Origin of the sequence: Planococcus beijingensis (assembly GCF_016820615.1) — a bacterium.
GTDB lineage: Bacteria > Bacillota > Bacilli > Bacillales_A > Planococcaceae > Planococcus > Planococcus notacanthi.
This window is the reverse complement of the sequence record NZ_JADHDZ010000009.1, coordinates 23,048-39,886: the sequence shown is the minus strand read 5'-3', so window position 1 is coordinate 39,886 and position 16,839 is coordinate 23,048. Positions and strand designations below refer to the sequence as shown.

Below are 16,839 nucleotides of genomic sequence, written 5' to 3'. Positions count from 1 at the left end.
TTCTTTCCTTATTTCATCGATAAATAGCAAGAAAATTCAGTTCTCAACTACTTCTTTTGAAAGGCTTCCGCTATACTAAGAAAAAACCGATTTTGGGAGAATGGGGAACGACATGAAGCATCTACCAACCATCAGCCGCGCGAAAGAGGAGATTGAATATTTACAGGACTATGTGTCACTTGCCGAAGTGTATCATGCAAACACGCTAAAGAAGGAAATCATTAAATTGTATGCCTATACGGGTAGTATTCAAAAAGTTGCTTTGCAACTAAACGAAGAGCGAGAAGCGCGAAATCTACCGCTGATTGATGCCGCTTTTGTGTCCTACACCATTCAAAGCAAACCACAAGATCCGTTGCACAAGCTGCTCCGAACCAATTACTTACAAAAGACGAAACATATCCGAAAAAAACCAGCGAAAAAAGGGAAATATAGCTATTGATGCTCTGCTAGGAGCTGATAGGAACACTCGAATGTCAAACGAGTTTTTTAAAAAAGAAAGTCAGTGGACCGGCTTTTTCTTCGGTAGTTAAATGCCTAATTTATAAAAAGAAGAGACCGTTTAAACTAGAAGAGACTGATACACAAAAACGATAGAATCAATTTTAATCGAAAAATGAAAGAACTTAATCAGTTGAGCCCCTCATCTTTCTTCGGATGAGGGGCTTTTTTATTTTCTTCAATGGATTATTCAATGGACTTTAGCGGTATAATAAGAACATATGTTCTTATTATACTTAGGAGGTGGTCAACATGAAAGTGAACAAACACTTGAAAGTACAAGGCACAATCAAAGATCGGGGAGTGATCAAGTGGCAAGGAATGATGTTGACAGAACACGTTGAAATGATACGTGCTTGGTACGAAGAGGACCAACACGATGCAGAACCGGAATTAAATGAAACTGACCTTCAGCTATTACAGGAAGAGCTTGTATTGGCCACTCAACGAAAATGCCAGGTGAAATTGAAATCGTGGAAAGAAAAAAAGTTTCATTACCATCTCGGTATTATCCAAGAGTTGGATGGGCGTAGCCGTTCCATCATCTACCAAGATCCTTCTGGTATACACCGATTGCCGATGGATGAGTTGGTGAGCGTCTGGTTGCTTGATTGAAACGGCGCTTATTCGTGTGGAGCGAAAGGAGCCAAGTTCAGTTTTGTTCCAAATAGGCAGAAATGAAGAAATGCTGCACTCAGAGTAGATGAAGAACAAGATAATTCAATGGACTTGGGCCCTTTCAGTTCGTAAAAGTGTACTTTTACGAACGGTTTTTAACAGCGAATTGCCTTAAGGTCTAATAAATATGTAATATTCAGCAAATAAATTTTTAATATGTTTGCCAAATACAAAAATAAGAGCTTCCTTCAACAAAGGAAGTTCTTATTTTTTATATTTCCATGAAATCTGAAGATGTCTTCAACAGCCGTTGTTATGCGACTACTGGATAACCCAGTTTCTCAATGACTGTTTTCAGTTCTTCAGGAGCAACTTTGTCCTCGTCATAGACTGCTTTTACTTTACTGGAGTTGAAAAGCACTTTCACTTCTTCAACGCCATCCATTTTTCCTAATTTTCCTTCAATTTTTTTGATGCAGGAAGGGCAAGTGAGTGGTTCTAATTGGAATTTAACTGTGGTCATGTTAATCTCTCCTTTGTTTTTTCTATCTTAAGTATAATACGTCTATCTATGTAATTCCTTGACACCCATCAATCTTTTGAACGGAATAAGTCTTACGGTAGTTATAGAAATGGAGGAAAGGAAAGAAAACAAACAGAAAAAGAAAATGTAAAAAACTTCAATCCTTGATGAAGGTCAAGTTATTCTGTTTTGAAACCACTTAAGATAAGGGTGTAGAGAAAATAACAGCCGAAAGAAAGAGGAGTTGAACAAAAATGATTGGATTCATTCATAAACACAAAAAAAGCATCACCTTTTTAGCCGGTTTCTTACTGGTCCTGGCGCTGGTCCTGAACTTTATGGGCTATCATGACCTGCGGCAGTTCACATTGATCGTCGCAACGGTCATTGCCGGGATTCCGATTGCGATGAAAGCGTTCCAGGCGTTAATGATGAAAGCGTTCAGTATTGAGATGCTGGTAACAATCGCTGTCATCGGTGCCCTTTTTATCGGGGAATACGTGGAATCGGCAGTCGTCACATTTCTGTTCCTGTTCGGGGATTATCTGGAAGCCCGCACACTGGAAAAAACACGATCTTCATTGAAAAGCTTAGTGGATATGGCCCCGCAGGAAGCGACCATCATCCGTGACGGTGTCAGTGTGACTGTGCCGGTGGAAGAAGTGGTCGAAGGGGACCGCGTTATCATCCGGACCGGCGGGAAAGTGCCGGTGGACGGCAAAATTGTCGCAGGACAGGCTTCATTGAACGAAGCGGCTATCACAGGTGAATCCGTTCCCGCTTCTAAAAAATTGGGAGACAGCGTCTTCAGCAGTACTATCATGGACACTGGCTATCTTGAAATAATTGCTGAAAAGGTTGGAGATGATACAACATTCGCGAAAATCATTGAACTGGTGGAAGAAGCGCAGGAATCAAAATCAAAAACAGAAAAATTCCTGAATAAATTCGCGAATATCTATACACCTGCAGTTGTCGTACTTTCGGTACTGGTTTATGCCCTTACGAGAGATCTTCATCTTGCTATTACGTTCCTCGTCATCGCTTGTCCCGGGGCATTGATCATCGGTGCACCGGTATCCAGTGTTGCGGGCATCGGCAATGGCGCGAAAAATGGCGTACTGGTCAAAGGCGGCGAAGTGATGGACCGCTTCTCAAAAGTCGATACACTGGTCTTCGATAAAACCGGTACATTGACTAAAGGGAAACCAGAAGTGACGGATATCGAGGTCTTCAATTCGTACGAAGAACAGGATTTGCTTCGATTGGTAGCGCAGGCGGAAACGGTGTCTGAACATCATCTTGGCCAAACAATCGTCAAAGAAGCGAAGAGTCGTGACATGGCACTCGACCAGGAACCGGAAGCCGTCGATGTGATCAAAGGCAACGGTCTGACGGCTACAGTGGAAGGTCGAATTTTGGCCATCGGGAACCGCAAGCTCATGAACGCAGAAAATATCGCCATCCCGGCGGAAGTGGAAGCGTATGCGGTAAATCGCGAGAAAGCCGGAAACACAGCGATCTTCGCGGCGGTGGACGGAGAAGTCGCTGGCATCTTCTCGATTGCCGACCAGATCCGTGAAGACGCAGCGCCTGCACTTGCTCAGATGAGAAAAAATGGCGTCAAAAAAATCGTCATGCTGACAGGAGACAACCAGCACACTGCGGAGCTAGTAGCCACTAAACTGGGGCTAGATGAATTCCATGCCGAACTGCTGCCGGAAGACAAAGTGGCGTTCGTGAAACAACTGAAACAGCAGGGCCATGTCGTGGCAATGGCAGGAGACGGCGTCAACGATGCACCGGCGATCGCCACAGCAGATATCGGACTCGCGATGGGCGAAGGCGGCACGGATATTTCGATGGAAACCGCGGATGTCGTCTTGATGGCCGATAAGCTGATGCAATTCTCACACGCTTACTCTCTGTCCAAAGCGACCATCCGCAACATGAAGCAAAACACGTTCTTCGCAGTCGGCATTGTCGCTGTTCTGCTCGTCGGTGTCCTGATGGGCTCCGTTCACCTGGCATCCGGTATGTTCATCCATGAAGCGAGCGTCCTGATTGTCATCCTGAACGCAATGCGGCTGATGGGCTTTAACCGGAAAGAAATGCAGCGGAGACAAGAATTAAAACCAGCTCATGCGTAAACTATAGATAAAAATCAACAGAGGGGAGAAACCTGCTACTTTCTCCCTTTCTTTTCTACAGCTATTCAGTAAAAAATTCAGTGTTAAACCCAAAAACATTAGGAGGAATCTTATCATGACTGAACATACTAACCACGAACACCATCATGCAACTGCAGCCTTTATGGTCAATCATTTAATCGCGAATCAAAACGTCTTATTCGTGAAACTTCACCAATTCCATTGGTACCTGAAAGGACCGGAATTCTTCCCGTTGCATGAGAAATTCAATGAGCTTTATGAAGAAGCCAACAAATACTATGATGCTTTCGGAGAACGCTTGATTGCCATTGGCAAGAAACCCTATTCAACGCTGGGCGAGTATTTGGAGCACGCCTTTATCAGTGAAGAACCTTATACCGAGCCGCTTACTTCCGTAGATATGCTTGGCATATTAGTGAATGATTACCGGGTCATTCGGGATGTCACAGTCAAATCCATCCATCTTGCGGTGAAAGAGAAAGACGATGTGACGGTGGATATGCTGACCGGATACAAAGCCAGTCTCGATAAAAACATCTGGATGCTGCAGGCTTATCTGGGAAATAATGCTTTAGAAGGGGAAGAAGACGAAGAATAGGAGGAAATAAAACGCGTTGCAGAAATATAGTCTTTCTAAACCATTAAACCATCATACAATAGGGTAGATTAACATAATTAAATGGGGCAATATAAAACACCTCCGCAATGGTACATTTACCACAAGTACTGAAATCGGAGGTGTTTTTGCATGGGCAGAAACGTATATTCAAGGGAGACGAAATGGGCCATTGTAAAAGACAAACTAAACGGTCAGATGACAAATGAAGAGATTATGAAGAAACACGGGATTAAAAACAAATCACAGATCAAGACCTGGATGAAATGGTATCGTGAAAATGAAATACACCGGTTCGACCAACCGATCGGCAAGCAATATTCGTTTGGACATGGGCCGGAATTTGCGAGTGAAGACGAGAAGAAAGATCGTCAAAATGTACATTTGAAAATGGAGAATAACATCTTAAAAAGTATATGGAAATGAAAAAGGAGCTGAAAAAGAAGTATCGTTTTGGCCATCGGAAAACCAAGAAGTTATTAAACGAAGATTTCAAGCTGGACCGGCATCCCAATACGGTTCAAGCCATCATGCAAAAGCATCATTTACAATGCCGGATCGAACCGAAACTGAAATGGAAATCACAAGGTGAATTTGTCATCATAGCGCCGAATCTTCTGCAACGCAATTTCACGGCATCTGCGCCGAACCAGAAATGGGTGACGGATATTACGTATATCCAGAATGGAAGTTCGACGATGTACCTGTCGACGATCATGGACCTGTTCAATAATGAAATTGTCGCGGACCACCAACAGACGCCGCTGGTCATTGATACCTTTAAGGAGGCGCCGGAGATGCATGGGAATTCGGAAGACGTGATCATCCACGCCAATCAGGGAAATGTGTATACCTCATTTGCGTACCAGGAGTTGGTCAAGAAGAGCCACCTGATCAGCAATATGTCGCGGCGTAGAAACTGTTGGGACAATGCGGTCATTGAATCATTCCATTCCAATATCAAATCGGAGGAATTTCAATACGTCAAATTCAATTCGATGCACAATATCCAGGTCGTGGAGAAAGTAGATGAGTACATGCGTTACTATAACGAAGACCGGATCCTAGAAAAATTAGGCTACCTGGCGCCAAAAGAGTTTAAGGGCAAGCAGTCTAAAGAGGTGTTTTATATATGTCTCAAATCGCTATATCAATCTAATAGACTACATCTTCTTTTGTATTATTCACTAAATTTTATTTTTTAATTCTTTTAAGGGTTAAGTTCTCTAAACTACTATCATCCTTGATGGTCATCAAGGTTAAAAAAACAAGCACCCCTTATAATGAAGAAAAATATAAGGAGGAGAGCAATATGAGAAAAGCGGTATTTCAAATGGAGCCATTCAGTTGTCCGTCCTGCATCAAAAAAATTGAGAATACTTTGGGGAAACAGGCTGGTGTAAAGGATGGCATAGTACTGTTCCATTCCGGAAAAGTAAGAGTTGAGTTTGATGAATTACAAATTTCAGATCAACAAATCGAAGAACTTATTGTGAAACTGGGGTATTCTGTATATTCAAGGAAAGTTGCCTAACTAGGAGGGAAAGTATGAAGTATCAGGAAGCATGCCAGCATACAGAAGGAAACAAGGGAGCACATCAATTATGTGTTTCCATAGTTCCGATCTTTAATCATCTTCAAGACGAAGAAATGGAGGAAGTCGCCAAAACGACGCGTTCCATCTCCTTAAAGAAAGGGGAGTTGCTGCACAGTGTTGGCGATGCCTCGGATTCCTTGTATATAGTCCATCAAGGAAAAGTGAAAGTTTACCGTCTGTCGGAAAACGGCAAAGAGCAATTGATCCGGATTCTGGAGCCGGGCGATTTCACCGGGGAACTCGCTTTGTTTAAGGAATCGATTCATGATGATTATGCGGAAGCGATGGAAAAGACCGACATTTGTAGCATCCAGCGCGACAATCTTCAGGAATTTCTGCAGCGATATCCGAATATTTCATGGAAAATCCTAAGTGAATTTTCCAATCGGCTTGGCCAGGCTGAAAGCCAGATGACCAGCTTTGCGACAGAAGACGTGGAAACACGGATTGGGCTTTATCTGGCTCAGCAGGTGGAAGAAAACAAATCGACGGAGTACCGTTTGCCGATGTCCAGAAAAGATCTTGCTTCTTTTCTCGGTACGACTCCCGAAACCATCAGCCGGAAACTTGCCAAGTTTGAAGACGAGGGATGGATTGAACAGGAAGACCAGCGCCGAATCCGTATACTGGATCTGGATGCTTTGCTGCTCATCTAGCAATCGGTACGATATTTGATGGTAATTATGTGTAATGTGAAAGGATTTCAAAATTAAGTAAGAGAGCGTAAAATATGTTGTGTAAATGAAAATAAGGAAAGCCCTGCCAAGAGTTCGGTTTACATATGATCGCTTATCGGAAGAAGACTGTTGAGAAGAGAAATTTATTTCTAGAAAAAAGGAAGGCCAAAAGCGAAATGTTTTCGCTACTTGGTCTTCCTTTTTGAAGAGGTGATAACTTCACTCGGTTTATTTCGCTGTTAATTCCTCTTCAGTCACCCATTTGTGATTAGTGACCGGTTCACCGCCGGTCGTAGGGGTGAAATCGACCATATAGACGGTTGTGTCCTCGGCTGAATCAATCGTAGCCGTTGCGCCATCCATTCCCTCCATATGATCGGCGGCCAGCGTTGCTTCATCGCCCGGTTTCAACGGTTGGTCTTCCGGATTTTCAAGTTCTTCGTGGATGACCCATTTGTGGTTTTCTACCGGTTCACCGCCAGTGGTCGGTGTATAGGTCAAGGCATAGGCAGTCGTGTCATAGGCTCCGACAATCGTGGCTTCGGCACCTTTCATCCCTTCCATATGATCCGTTTCAATAATTGCCTGGCTTCCCACTTCATACGTCGGATTTTCAGCTTCTTTCAAATCTGCCGGCACTTCGCCTGAACCTGAATGGTCCATGTTCATGTGTCCGGAATCCTCGCTCATATTTTCTTCAGCTGCGTTGTTGTCCATATCCATCGGTTCTTCACTCGTCTCGCTACCCGAATTGCAGGCGCTTAATGTGACGGCTGCCACAAGTGACAGCATTCCCATCATCCATTTGTTTTTCGGCATGGCGTTCTCCTTCTTTCTGCGTTTGTCTGTAGTTACTCTACCCCTTAACTTTGCATATTGTGTGCAGGAATCATGACATTTCTTTTGGGGGAAACTCGAAAAATCAACTTATAACAAGTTTATGAATGGCACGAGAAGTTCTCCATTCTATAGAAGAAACTGCACAGAAAATCGAGACTTGTTCGCTAAACTGGTGGAGGAACCTCGTTTATAAAAAAACAAGTGAGTTGGAGGAACAACCATGAAGAAACAAAGAAAGACGATTGGGGGACTGCTGTCCTTGCTTTTATTGGCAGGATGCAGCGGAGAAGCACAGGACTCTTTCGAAGTCCCATTTGAAGGGGAAATGGACCATGTCCACGGAATGGGCTATGCCGGGAATGAAGATGGGCTGTATTTCGCGTCCCATACTGGATTGAAAATCTACCGGGAAGGCGAATGGTTCGAAACAACGGATAACTTCCATGATTATATGGGCTTTAATGCGACAGATGAAGGCTTTGTGACGTCAGGCCATCCGAGCGCAGACTCGGAATTGCCCAATCCACTGGGGATTCAGCGCAGCGTGGACGGCGGGAAAACGATTGAAGAAATTGCGTTTCAGGGGGAAACAGATTTCCATGCGATGGCCGTTGGCTACACTAGCCAGGATCTCTTCCTCATCAATCCGGCGTCTAATTCCCTGTTGGAAGCAGGTGTCTACAGCAACTCGGCTGAAGGCGAATCATGGCAACCGGTCCAAGCTGATGGTTTGGAAGGGGAAGTGGCCGCACTTGCCCTTCATCCGGCTGACTCAAACCTAGTCGCAGCCGCCACTTCGACAGGCATCTACTTCTCCAAGGATGCCGGAGAAACGTTCCAATCTCTTACGCCTGAAGGAGAACGAGGGACAGCGGTGCATTTTACCGAAGAAGGGCTGTATTTCGGCAGCTACGGGACAGCTGCAGCGTTGATGCAGTATACTGTTGAAAACGAAGAGCTGGAACCATTGAACATGCCGGATCTTCCGGACGACGCCATCGCCTTTATCGCTGAAAATCCGACGGACGACCAGGAACTGGCCTTCTATACGTTGCAGGGCCATGCTTACCTGTCGGAAGACGGCACACAGAATTGGAAAGCCTTGCTGCAAAACGGAAAGCCCCAATAAAAAGGCCGCACAATTTGATTGCTCTATAGGAAGAGGGACGCCATGTTGAATAAACTCGCTTTGAAAATCGGCTTGTTGTTTTTTGTCTTTATCCTCGTCATCGAGACGGTCCTATTCCTGACGTTATACGTGAACTACGTGGATGAGCGGGTGGAAGAAGTCATGACGAATCTGCTTGCACGGGGGAATACCCACAGTGAAGTGCTGGAAGACAGCTTTGAATCCACCACATTGAATCACGTGGCCATGATGGAATCGGCATCCGATTTCATCGTCATCATCACAGATGCGGATGGGAATGAGTTGACCCATTCCGACACGATTGAACCTGAAATGAGGGACGTGCTGCAACACACCGATTTTGGCCAGGTTCCACAAGATGGGAAAATCGTGGAGGACCGGTGGGATGATAAGCAGTTTATTGCGACTGACAGCCCCATTACCATTGCAGGCGAACACCGGGGACATGTGTTCATGTTTGCCGAAACCAACCACATCCAACAAATGGTCGAACACTTGCGGAATCAATTTTTGTTTGTTGGCTTGATTGCGGCTGTGCTCACCATCGCCGCCATCTTCGTGTTGTCGCGCTTGATTACGAGACCCCTCATCCGAATGAAGGAAGCCACCGAACAATTAAGACAAGGAAACCACACGGTCAGGCTAAATCTCGACCGGAAAGATGAACTGGGGGAATTGGCGAACGCCATCACCACGTTGTCGACGGATCTAGACCGTTTGAAGAAGGCGCGCAATGAATTCCTGGCCAGCATTTCACATGAATTGCGTACACCGTTGACCTACATCAAGGGTTATGCGGACATTGCAGGACGTCCGGATACGTCCGATGACGAAAAAAGGGAGTATATCGGCATCATCCGGGAGGAAACAGCCCATTTGACGGAGTTGATCCGGCAATTGTTCGAACTGGCTCAGCTAGATCACAACGAGTTCTCCATCCGGAAAGAAACAGTTTCCCTTAATCGGCTGTTTCGCTCGGTTGCCGGGTTGGTCCGCCCAGCCTTCGACGAGAAGCACATCTCCTTAGTGGTCCAGTGCCCACCTGAGGTAACGGCTCTCCTGGATCCCGAACGTTTTCAGCAGGTGTTATTGAACGTACTCGATAATGCCCGGAAATATTCACCGGAAGGATCGCTGGTGACGCTTTTGGGAACGCAAGAGAATGATACGGTATTCATTAGTGTCAGCGATGAAGGAGAAGGGATCCCGGCAGCTGATCTTCCTTTTGTTTTTGACCGGCTGTACCGGGTCGATAAATCCCGTTCCCGGCAGTACGGCGGCAGCGGGCTCGGCCTTACCATCGCCAAGGAAATTGTCGAATCGCACGGTGGTCAGATGACGATCCAAAGTGAGAATGGCAAAGGAACAACAGTCCAGATGGAGTTGAAAAGGGGGGATTCGCTTGCAGAAAGTGCTGTTGGTGGATGATGAAAAACGGATGCTGGATTTGGTCGCGCTGTATTTAAAGCCCCATCAGTATCTTTGCACAAAAGCACTAGGACCATTCGAAGCCTTAAGCTACTTGGAAAAAGAGTCTTATGATCTGATATTGCTCGATGTCATGATGCCGGAAATGGACGGCTGGGAGCTGTGCCGGGAAATCCGGAAGTTCTCGGACGTGCCGATCATCATGCTGACAGCACGCGAACAGCAAGAAGATATTATCAAAGGCTTGAAACTCGGTGCGGATGATTACGTCACCAAGCCGTTCAATGAAGAGGAATTGCTGGCCCGGATGGAGGCCTTGCTGCGCAGAAGAACACCGAAAAAAACCATTGAAATCGATGGCTTGTTTTGGGACGAAGACCGGTTCGAACTCATCTACCAAAAACACAGCATCAAACTGACACCGAAAGAGTTCCTGATGCTCGGACAGCTGATGAAGAATCCGGATAAGGTCTTCAGCCGGGACCAGCTGATTCAAGTGATCTGGGGATTCGATTCGGAGACGGAAGGACGGACCATTGATTCGCACGTGCGGAATGTCCGGGAAAAGATCCGTCAGGCTGGATTTCCCATTGATGACCATTTCCTCACCGTTTGGGGAATTGGCTACAAATGGATCAATGAAGCCGAGGTGTAGTGGTCAAAAGAAAAAAGCCTAACGGAATGCTAGTTCCGTCAGGCCTTTTCATCTGCTTAAGCGATGCTTCTGCAAGCTTTTGCACATCTGCGGCAAGCTTCCGCACAGCGTTTGCAATGGTCGTGATGGTCGGCGTGTTTCTCGCATTCATCCGCGCATGCTTCACAAATAGTTGCGCAAACGGCTGCCAGTTCGGAAACGAACGGCGAGTTGCGGGTAATGGCATGTTCCAGAAATGCGCAAATGTCTGCGCATTCACGGTCTAATCGAATGCACTGTGCCATCATCTTCACATCGTCTTCCTGCAGACAAGCGTCAAAACAATGGTTACATTCCGCTGCACAATCGTGCAATGCCTGAATCAATTCCTGATGTTGTTCATGAGCCATGTCAAAACCTCCATTTTTTATTTTTGCTTCATTTACTGGCTTTCCCTCTGTATTCCAGACTAAACGGAAATACCGAAACTCCATAGAAACTGCACAAATTCATTGTGAAACAGCAAACTCCTTCCGAAAAAAACAAAAAGTATATCTGGTGATAGCCCATTGTCGGCCGTTTATAGAAAAGTAATCGAATATCAAATCAATAGGGTGGTTTTTTCTTTTTGGTCACAGTAAATTCCTTGGGCGTCCAGAAAACAAAGACAAAGTAAAAATGAAACTGAAAACTTGATATACCCTCATGGGGTATGTTAAGTTTATGGAAATACTACTCCAGGAGGAATAAGAATGATTGAAACATTAAAAGTACAAGGCATGTCCTGCAGCCACTGTGTAAACTCGGTTGAAACCGGCGTCGGTGAACTCGAAGGGGTTTCATCTGTGGCAGTTGATCTTAAAAAAGGTGAAGTGGCAGTGGATTATGACGCTGGCAAGACATCATTAAACGAAATTCAGGAAGCGATTGAAGAACAAGGATATGCCGTCGTATAAGAGTGCTTTCACAGCACTCTTTACTTTTAAAAGAAATATACCCCGCGGTAGTATATTGGGGGCTTTGTGGCTGTTAAGAATGTCATAAGGGTAATTGGAATAAAGAAGCACTATTTTGAAGGAGGCGTACTGAATGGCTAAAAGTGAAAAAGACCATCACCACCATCACGACGAACAAGCAGATCACAGTAAAATGGACCATTCCAAACATGTTGGGCATGTCTATCATGAAGCTCAAGTAAAAGAGGGCATTCAAGACCACAGCAATCCATCCCAGAATCACAATCATCATGTCGATTCGGATCACAGCGGGCATGATCACGGACACCATCATCATGGGAATTTCAAAGAAATTTTTCTGAAGTCGCTGCCCTTGGGCATTGTCATTCTATTATTGTCGCCGATGATGGACGTTCGGCTCCCCTTCCAATTCACTTTTCCATACTCGGATATTATTGTCGCGGTACTTGCGACCATATTGCTGGTTTATGGCGGAAAACCCTTCTATCAAGGGGCAATCGCTGAATTCAAGGAAAAAGCGCCGGGCATGATGGCCCTTATTTCTTTAGGAATATCCGTTTCCTATCTGTATAGTATTTACGCAGTGCTGGCTCGTTACGTGACCGGTGAACACATCATGGATTTCTTCTTTGAATTTGCGTCCTTGCTCTTGATCATGCTGCTTGGCCACTGGATTGAAATGAAAGCGGTCGGAGAAGCCGGGGATGCGCAACAATCACTCGCTGAATTAGTGCCGAAAGATGCGCATGTGGTACTGGAAGACGAGTCGATCGAGACGCGTCCCGTAAATGAGCTGAAAGTCGGAGATCTTGTACGGGTTCAGGCCGGAGAAAACGTCCCTGCCGATGGCATCATCAAAAGAGGCACCTCCCGGATCAATGAAGCTTTGCTGACGGGGGAATCTAAACCCATTGAAAAAGGAGCCGGAGACAAAGTAATCGGCGGTTCCACGAACGGTGCAGGCATCTTGTATCTTGAAGTACAGGAAACCGGCGACCAATCGTTCATTTCCCAAGTACAAGCCCTGATAAGCCAGGCGCAGGATCAACCTTCAAGAGCTGAAAACCTGGCTCAAAAAGTAGCCGGCTGGCTGTTTTATATCGCCATTGCGGCGGCTTTCATCGCTTTTGTCGTTTGGCTGTACATTGCTGACATTCAAACTGCTGTTCTTTTTACGGTTACGACATTAGTCATTGCATGTCCACACGCTCTCGGCCTTGCCATTCCGCTGGTTATTGCACGAAGCACCAGTTTAGGTGCAAGCCGCGGGCTGTTGGTAAAAGACCGCGAAGCATTGGAGCTGGCAACTAAGGCTGATGTAATGATACTGGATAAAACGGGTACGTTGACTACTGGCGAATTTAAAGTTTTGAACATGGAAACACTGGATGGTCAACATACCGAAGCCGAAATCGCGGCGTTAATGGCAGGGATTGAAGGTGGATCCAGCCACCCAATCGCCCAGTCAATAGTCCAATACGCTGAGAAACAAGGGATTCAGCCTGTCCACTTTGATTCGATTGATGTTGTGTCGGGTGCGGGTATAGAAGGAAACGCCAATGGCCGCAAATACGAATTGATCAGCCAAAAGGCATTTGGAAGAGATGTAGCGGTGGATGTTCCCAAAGGGGCAACATTAAGTATACTGGTTGAGGACGGGAATCCGATCGGTACGGTCGCATTAGGCGATGAATTGAAAGAAACGAGCAGAACGCTGATACAGGCATTGAAGCATTACAATATAAAACCGATCATGGCTACAGGCGACAATGAAACGGCTGCCCAAGGAGTAGCAGAGGAACTGGGCATTGAATACAGAGCCAATCAATCGCCGCAAGATAAATATGATTTAGTGGAATCATTGAAAAATAATGGACAAACGGTCATCATGGTCGGCGACGGCGTAAACGATGCACCATCCCTTGCAATAGCAGACGTGGGTATTGCAGTCGGTGCGGGAACTCAAGTCGCGATCGATTCCGCTGATGTGATTTTGACTCAGTCGGATCCAGGAGATATTGAATCCTTTATTGAATTGGCCAACAAAACAACCGGTAAAATGAAACAAAACCTCGTGTGGGGAGCCGGGTATAACTTTATTGCCATTCCCATAGCAGCGGGTGTTCTAGCCTCTATTGGGATTACCTTGGCTCCTGCAGCAGGAGCAGTTCTGATGTCCGTGTCCACGGTTATCGTGGCTATCAATGCGATGACATTAAAACTAAGAAATAGAGCTGTTTAAAACAGTGGTTAATTGTCGTACACGAAAAGTGCTGCCTCCCAAAAGTTGGATTTTTTTAACCTGGGGGCACAGTTTCGTATTAGGTTAAAGTCAAACGGAAGTTTGAAGACTTTGGATAATTAACTATAGTTTCACAGTTAACATATGAGGGATTATCAGAAGTAGCATAAAAACAGAAGTCCACTTAATAATTTAAGAGAAGAAGCTCTCTTCTACAACGCTCTTTTATTCCTTCTGTTTTTTATGAAATAATCTCTACTGATAAACGACAAAATTGATATATATTTTTGTTGGAAAAAATGATTCAAATACAAAGCTAATATTCAATAATAGGTATCGGCTTTTTCTTTTCCCTTATAATAAAGATAATTAAGAAAAGGGAAAACGAGGTGCAGTTATGGAGATAAAGCAGGTAGTGAATGGTCTATCTGAAATAATGACAGAGCATTGGGATACATTGAAAAATGCTTTATATAGTGGAGAAACGGAAGATCTTTCATTAGAAGAAATAGTTAAGAAGTATACTTTTTTCAAAGTCTTTGATGACTTAGTTGATAATATGGCATCACAATTCAGTTTTCCAATTAAAGATGTGGGAAGGCTTTATAGAGGCGTTGGAGTAAACGAAGAGATTGATTTAGATTTCTACCAAAGGATGATTCCTCATTCTGATTATGTGAAAAATCATAATCGGATGAATCCGCCAGGAGAGGAATTTATATATTTAGGGGTAATGCCGGTAAATAGGAGAAAATCTAAAGAAATAGAAAAAAAGTTTATTTTAAAAACCATAGAAGCAGAACTGCGAGTAAAAAAAGGAGACTTTTATACAAACGCGCGATTTGAGTCTAATAGCGACAAAAATATTTTTGACGTGGTAGGAGATCCTAGTCTGCCAACAGATATATATCAGCTGGCTGAAATTCTTAGCAAAAAATCAGCAGCGGAAAGAAGTCGAATTACGGCGTTATTTTACTTTAACTTATTCAATAATGATCAGATATTTAAGCCTGTACATAGTACAGAGCCTGATATCAGAGCAAGGGAGTACGCTCCTTTCCAATTTTTAGCTAACTATTTTAAAAGCAAAGGGTATGGAGGAATAAAGTATAGAAGTACTGTACATAAAGAAGGAACGAATGTAGTAATATTTAATCCTAAAAATGTTAAACTAATTGAAACTTCAATGGAGAAGATTGTTCGTTAAAAGGAAGGTGTATTTTGCAAAAACGAAGTGCAGAGAATTGCAAAGGTCGAGTACATAGTTTTGCAAAAGATAATACAGACTCCAGGTTGATTTGACATGGAGCCTCTGCGCGCAGGACTCACGAGCCGAGAAGCCAGTCACCTAAAGGATCTGGCTCTGCCCAAGCAGGCTATCATGCCCACCTCTCCATGTAAAATCTTGGTCAAATCGGTATGTATTTTTCTTTGCAATTCTCTGTATCATTTTGCTGCATTTCTATGCACTATTATTTTGCATTACACAGAAGGGGTATATGCCTTTCTTTCTTTTTAACCAATAATATATGTTCGCAAAACACTTATTCAATGCAGCTTAATAATAAGTTGAGTTTCACTTTTAGCAGAAGTAGATACTTTAAAAAATAACTAGTAAAAAGGACAGGCAGCCCACCAAAACTGTCTGTCCTTTACTTTATAGCAACAATTATTTTAAAGTATCTGTTTGTTTTGAGCGATTTGCTTCCATCCGTGATAAGACCTGTTCGTTGTCTTTGTTAGACAAATTCGTATAAAGAGAAGTGGTCTCGATATTGCTGTGGCCCAATTGATCACGCAGGAGAACAATGTTGCCGCCATTGCGGATAAAGTCTGCTGCAAAGGTATGCCGAAGCTTATGCGGACTCATGCCTTCCCCTTGGGCAAAGGCAGCGGTGTACTTGGTCACCAGGTTCTCAATGGCCCTCCGGGATAATGGGCGAGTAATCCCTCCGTAAAGCGTCACAAACAGGAAGGGAACTTCTTTCGCTCCTTTATACCGGTCTTCTCGTATTTCCAAATAGGCTTTCAATTGCTCGATAGCCTGATCCATAACCCGAACGGTATCTTCTTTCGAGCCTTTCCGCTTGATGTCGATCAATTGCTTCTTGAGGTTGATTTTCTTTACAAGAATACGTGCCATTTCACCGAGACGGATGCCGCTTCCGAGGAACAGGGAAAGGATCGCCAAATCCCGCTCCTTGTCTCGGTTGAACCGCTGGCGTGCTAAGCCACTCGTCAAAGTGGTTTCATACTCCTCGTCAATGAATTGGAGGAAATCATTAATTTCATGCTCATTCAGGATGACTGAGCTGATCTTCTGTGCGCGTCGGCTCGCCGTCTCTTTTTTTGTATGCAACACAATTTTGCTCATGACATTGCGGTAGAAGTACGATTCGCCGTCCTCATTTTCCGTTTCCTTCGTCAGGTAATTAAAGAGCGATTTCAGCGCATTCACAGATAGTGTCACGACCGCATTGNTCAGCGCATTCACAGATAGTGTCACGACCGCATTGCCACGCTTTTTCACAGTGTTGTTCTCCTGGGTGAGGGATTCTTCTTTCAGGAATTCAATGTAGTGCTCCACGTCCTGCTTCTTTAGTTCGGCTAATCTGGAATAGGGAATGGAAGCTGTATCATTAGCCTCTGCTAGGCCTTCCCGGAGCAGCCATTGGAAAAAGTGCTGATATCGGTAGAGATACTGCAGCAAGGTATCAGACGAAAGGCCAGCGCGCTTCTTGGACCGGACATACTCGACGACATAGAAGGGCATGTCCTTCAGCTGTTTTTCAATCCGTTGGAGGACTTGCAGTTCTTCGGGTGTCAACGCCATATCATAGTGGCCTCCTTTTGTTTATGTATTTC

The 16,839-nt window shown here is 44.6% G+C and carries 16 protein-coding genes and 1 pseudogene; 13 read left to right on the top strand and 4 right to left on the bottom strand.

Going from position 1 to position 16,839, the window contains the following annotated elements; translation table 11 throughout:
* Nucleotides 1-112 precede the first annotated feature (112 nt).
* Both IRE19_RS16825 and IRE19_RS16820 read left to right on the top strand, forming a co-directional pair.
* Complete coding sequence (locus IRE19_RS16825; protein WP_203341277.1) at nucleotides 113-442, top strand: hypothetical protein; 330 nt, start codon at nucleotides 113-115, stop codon at nucleotides 440-442.
* A 311-nt stretch (nucleotides 443-753) separates the two neighbouring features.
* Nucleotides 754-1,116: a YolD-like family protein gene (locus IRE19_RS16820; RefSeq protein WP_203341276.1), complete on the top strand. Its 363-nt coding sequence runs from the start codon at nucleotides 754-756 to the stop codon at nucleotides 1,114-1,116.
* A gap of 316 nt (nucleotides 1,117-1,432) precedes the next feature.
* On the opposite strand, the gene IRE19_RS16815 is transcribed toward IRE19_RS16820, so the two are convergent.
* Complete coding sequence (locus tag IRE19_RS16815; protein WP_203341275.1) at nucleotides 1,433-1,642, bottom strand: heavy-metal-associated domain-containing protein; 210 nt, start codon at nucleotides 1,640-1,642, stop codon at nucleotides 1,433-1,435.
* 254 nt (nucleotides 1,643-1,896) lie between these two features.
* On the opposite strand from IRE19_RS16815, the gene IRE19_RS16810 reads away from it, so the two are divergent.
* From IRE19_RS16810 to IRE19_RS16790, 5 genes and pseudogenes are all read left to right on the top strand, one after another.
* Entirely contained in the window at nucleotides 1,897-3,792 is a 1,896-nt protein-coding gene (locus IRE19_RS16810; RefSeq protein ID WP_203341274.1) for a heavy metal translocating P-type ATPase, read from the top strand.
* Between the two features lie 115 nt (nucleotides 3,793-3,907).
* Entirely contained in the window at nucleotides 3,908-4,411 is a 504-nt protein-coding gene (locus tag IRE19_RS16805) for a Dps family protein (protein WP_238943289.1), read from the top strand.
* 150 nt (nucleotides 4,412-4,561) lie between these two features.
* Nucleotides 4,562-5,544, top strand: a pseudogene (locus tag IRE19_RS16800) (IS3 family transposase); the annotation flags it as partial.
* A 197-nt stretch (nucleotides 5,545-5,741) separates the two neighbouring features.
* Entirely contained in the window at nucleotides 5,742-5,963 is a 222-nt protein-coding gene (locus tag IRE19_RS16795; protein ID WP_203341273.1) for a heavy-metal-associated domain-containing protein, read from the top strand.
* 14 nt (nucleotides 5,964-5,977) lie between these two features.
* Complete coding sequence (locus IRE19_RS16790; protein WP_203341272.1) at nucleotides 5,978-6,682, top strand: Crp/Fnr family transcriptional regulator; 705 nt, start codon at nucleotides 5,978-5,980, stop codon at nucleotides 6,680-6,682.
* Between the two features lie 249 nt (nucleotides 6,683-6,931).
* Here IRE19_RS16790 and IRE19_RS16785 read toward each other — a convergent pair whose 3' ends face one another.
* Nucleotides 6,932-7,522, bottom strand: coding sequence for a YdhK family protein (locus IRE19_RS16785; protein WP_203341271.1), 591 nt, complete (start codon nucleotides 7,520-7,522; stop codon nucleotides 6,932-6,934).
* Nucleotides 7,523-7,763: 241 nt separating this feature from the next.
* On the opposite strand from IRE19_RS16785, the gene IRE19_RS16780 reads away from it, so the two are divergent.
* From IRE19_RS16780 to IRE19_RS16770, 3 genes are read left to right on the top strand one after another with little or no spacing between them, the layout of a single operon-like run.
* Nucleotides 7,764-8,672 carry a F510_1955 family glycosylhydrolase gene (locus tag IRE19_RS16780; RefSeq protein WP_203341270.1) on the top strand — a complete coding sequence of 303 codons (909 nt, stop codon included), beginning with the start codon at nucleotides 7,764-7,766 and terminating at the stop codon, nucleotides 8,670-8,672.
* A 42-nt stretch (nucleotides 8,673-8,714) separates the two neighbouring features.
* Complete coding sequence (locus tag IRE19_RS16775) at nucleotides 8,715-10,121, top strand: sensor histidine kinase (RefSeq protein ID WP_203341269.1); 1,407 nt, start codon at nucleotides 8,715-8,717, stop codon at nucleotides 10,119-10,121.
* Nucleotides 10,096-10,776 (top strand): response regulator transcription factor, encoded by a 681-nt coding sequence (locus tag IRE19_RS16770; RefSeq protein ID WP_203341268.1) that lies wholly within the window; start codon nucleotides 10,096-10,098, stop codon nucleotides 10,774-10,776. Before IRE19_RS16775 ends, IRE19_RS16770 begins: the two co-directional genes overlap by 26 nt.
* A gap of 56 nt (nucleotides 10,777-10,832) precedes the next feature.
* Here the strand turns inward: IRE19_RS16770 and IRE19_RS16765 are convergent, their stop codons facing one another.
* The gene (locus IRE19_RS16765) at nucleotides 10,833-11,165 is read right to left on the bottom strand and encodes a four-helix bundle copper-binding protein (RefSeq protein WP_203341267.1); all 333 of its coding nucleotides are present in this window, start codon (nucleotides 11,163-11,165) and stop codon (nucleotides 10,833-10,835) included.
* A gap of 342 nt (nucleotides 11,166-11,507) precedes the next feature.
* Between IRE19_RS16765 and copZ the strand changes: the two genes are divergently transcribed.
* The 3 genes from copZ to IRE19_RS16750 all read left to right on the top strand — a co-directional run bounded on the left by copZ (nucleotide 11,508) and on the right by IRE19_RS16750 (nucleotide 15,181).
* Complete coding sequence (gene copZ / locus IRE19_RS16760) at nucleotides 11,508-11,711, top strand: copper chaperone CopZ (RefSeq protein ID WP_094942858.1); 204 nt, start codon at nucleotides 11,508-11,510, stop codon at nucleotides 11,709-11,711.
* A gap of 133 nt (nucleotides 11,712-11,844) precedes the next feature.
* A complete protein-coding gene (locus IRE19_RS16755) occupies nucleotides 11,845-13,974 on the top strand; it encodes a copper-translocating P-type ATPase (protein WP_203341266.1) in 2,130 nt (709 codons plus the stop codon).
* Nucleotides 13,975-14,371: 397 nt separating this feature from the next.
* Nucleotides 14,372-15,181 carry an RES family NAD+ phosphorylase gene (locus IRE19_RS16750; RefSeq protein WP_203341265.1) on the top strand — a complete coding sequence of 270 codons (810 nt, stop codon included), beginning with the start codon at nucleotides 14,372-14,374 and terminating at the stop codon, nucleotides 15,179-15,181.
* A gap of 462 nt (nucleotides 15,182-15,643) precedes the next feature.
* On the opposite strand, the gene xerS is transcribed toward IRE19_RS16750, so the two are convergent.
* Nucleotides 15,644-16,807, bottom strand: a complete 1,164-nt coding sequence (gene xerS, locus IRE19_RS16745) for a tyrosine recombinase XerS (RefSeq protein ID WP_203341264.1) — start codon at nucleotides 16,805-16,807, stop codon at nucleotides 15,644-15,646.
* Nucleotides 16,808-16,839: the final 32 nt, after the last annotated feature.

Excerpts from the sequence above, each read along its gene's own strand:
- IRE19_RS16825 (WP_203341277.1), top strand. The coding sequence starts at position 113 with ATGAAGCATCTACCAACCATCAGCCGCGCGAAAGAGGAGATTGAATAT.
- IRE19_RS16820 (WP_203341276.1), top strand. The coding sequence starts at position 754 with ATGAAAGTGAACAAACACTTGAAAGTACAAGGCACAATCAAAGATCGG.
- IRE19_RS16815 (WP_203341275.1), bottom strand. The coding sequence starts at position 1,642 with ATGACCACAGTTAAATTCCAATTAGAACCACTCACTTGCCCTTCCTGC.
- IRE19_RS16810 (WP_203341274.1), top strand. The coding sequence starts at position 1,897 with ATGATTGGATTCATTCATAAACACAAAAAAAGCATCACCTTTTTAGCC.
- IRE19_RS16805 (WP_238943289.1), top strand. The coding sequence starts at position 3,908 with ATGACTGAACATACTAACCACGAACACCATCATGCAACTGCAGCCTTT.
- IRE19_RS16795 (WP_203341273.1), top strand. The coding sequence starts at position 5,742 with ATGAGAAAAGCGGTATTTCAAATGGAGCCATTCAGTTGTCCGTCCTGC.
- IRE19_RS16790 (WP_203341272.1), top strand. The coding sequence starts at position 5,978 with ATGAAGTATCAGGAAGCATGCCAGCATACAGAAGGAAACAAGGGAGCA.
- IRE19_RS16785 (WP_203341271.1), bottom strand. The coding sequence starts at position 7,522 with ATGCCGAAAAACAAATGGATGATGGGAATGCTGTCACTTGTGGCAGCC.
- IRE19_RS16780 (WP_203341270.1), top strand. The coding sequence starts at position 7,764 with ATGAAGAAACAAAGAAAGACGATTGGGGGACTGCTGTCCTTGCTTTTA.
- IRE19_RS16775 (WP_203341269.1), top strand. The coding sequence starts at position 8,715 with ATGTTGAATAAACTCGCTTTGAAAATCGGCTTGTTGTTTTTTGTCTTT.
- IRE19_RS16765 (WP_203341267.1), bottom strand. The coding sequence starts at position 11,165 with ATGGCTCATGAACAACATCAGGAATTGATTCAGGCATTGCACGATTGT.
- copZ (WP_094942858.1), top strand. The coding sequence starts at position 11,508 with ATGATTGAAACATTAAAAGTACAAGGCATGTCCTGCAGCCACTGTGTA.
- IRE19_RS16755 (WP_203341266.1), top strand. The coding sequence starts at position 11,845 with ATGGCTAAAAGTGAAAAAGACCATCACCACCATCACGACGAACAAGCA.
- IRE19_RS16750 (WP_203341265.1), top strand. The coding sequence starts at position 14,372 with ATGGAGATAAAGCAGGTAGTGAATGGTCTATCTGAAATAATGACAGAG.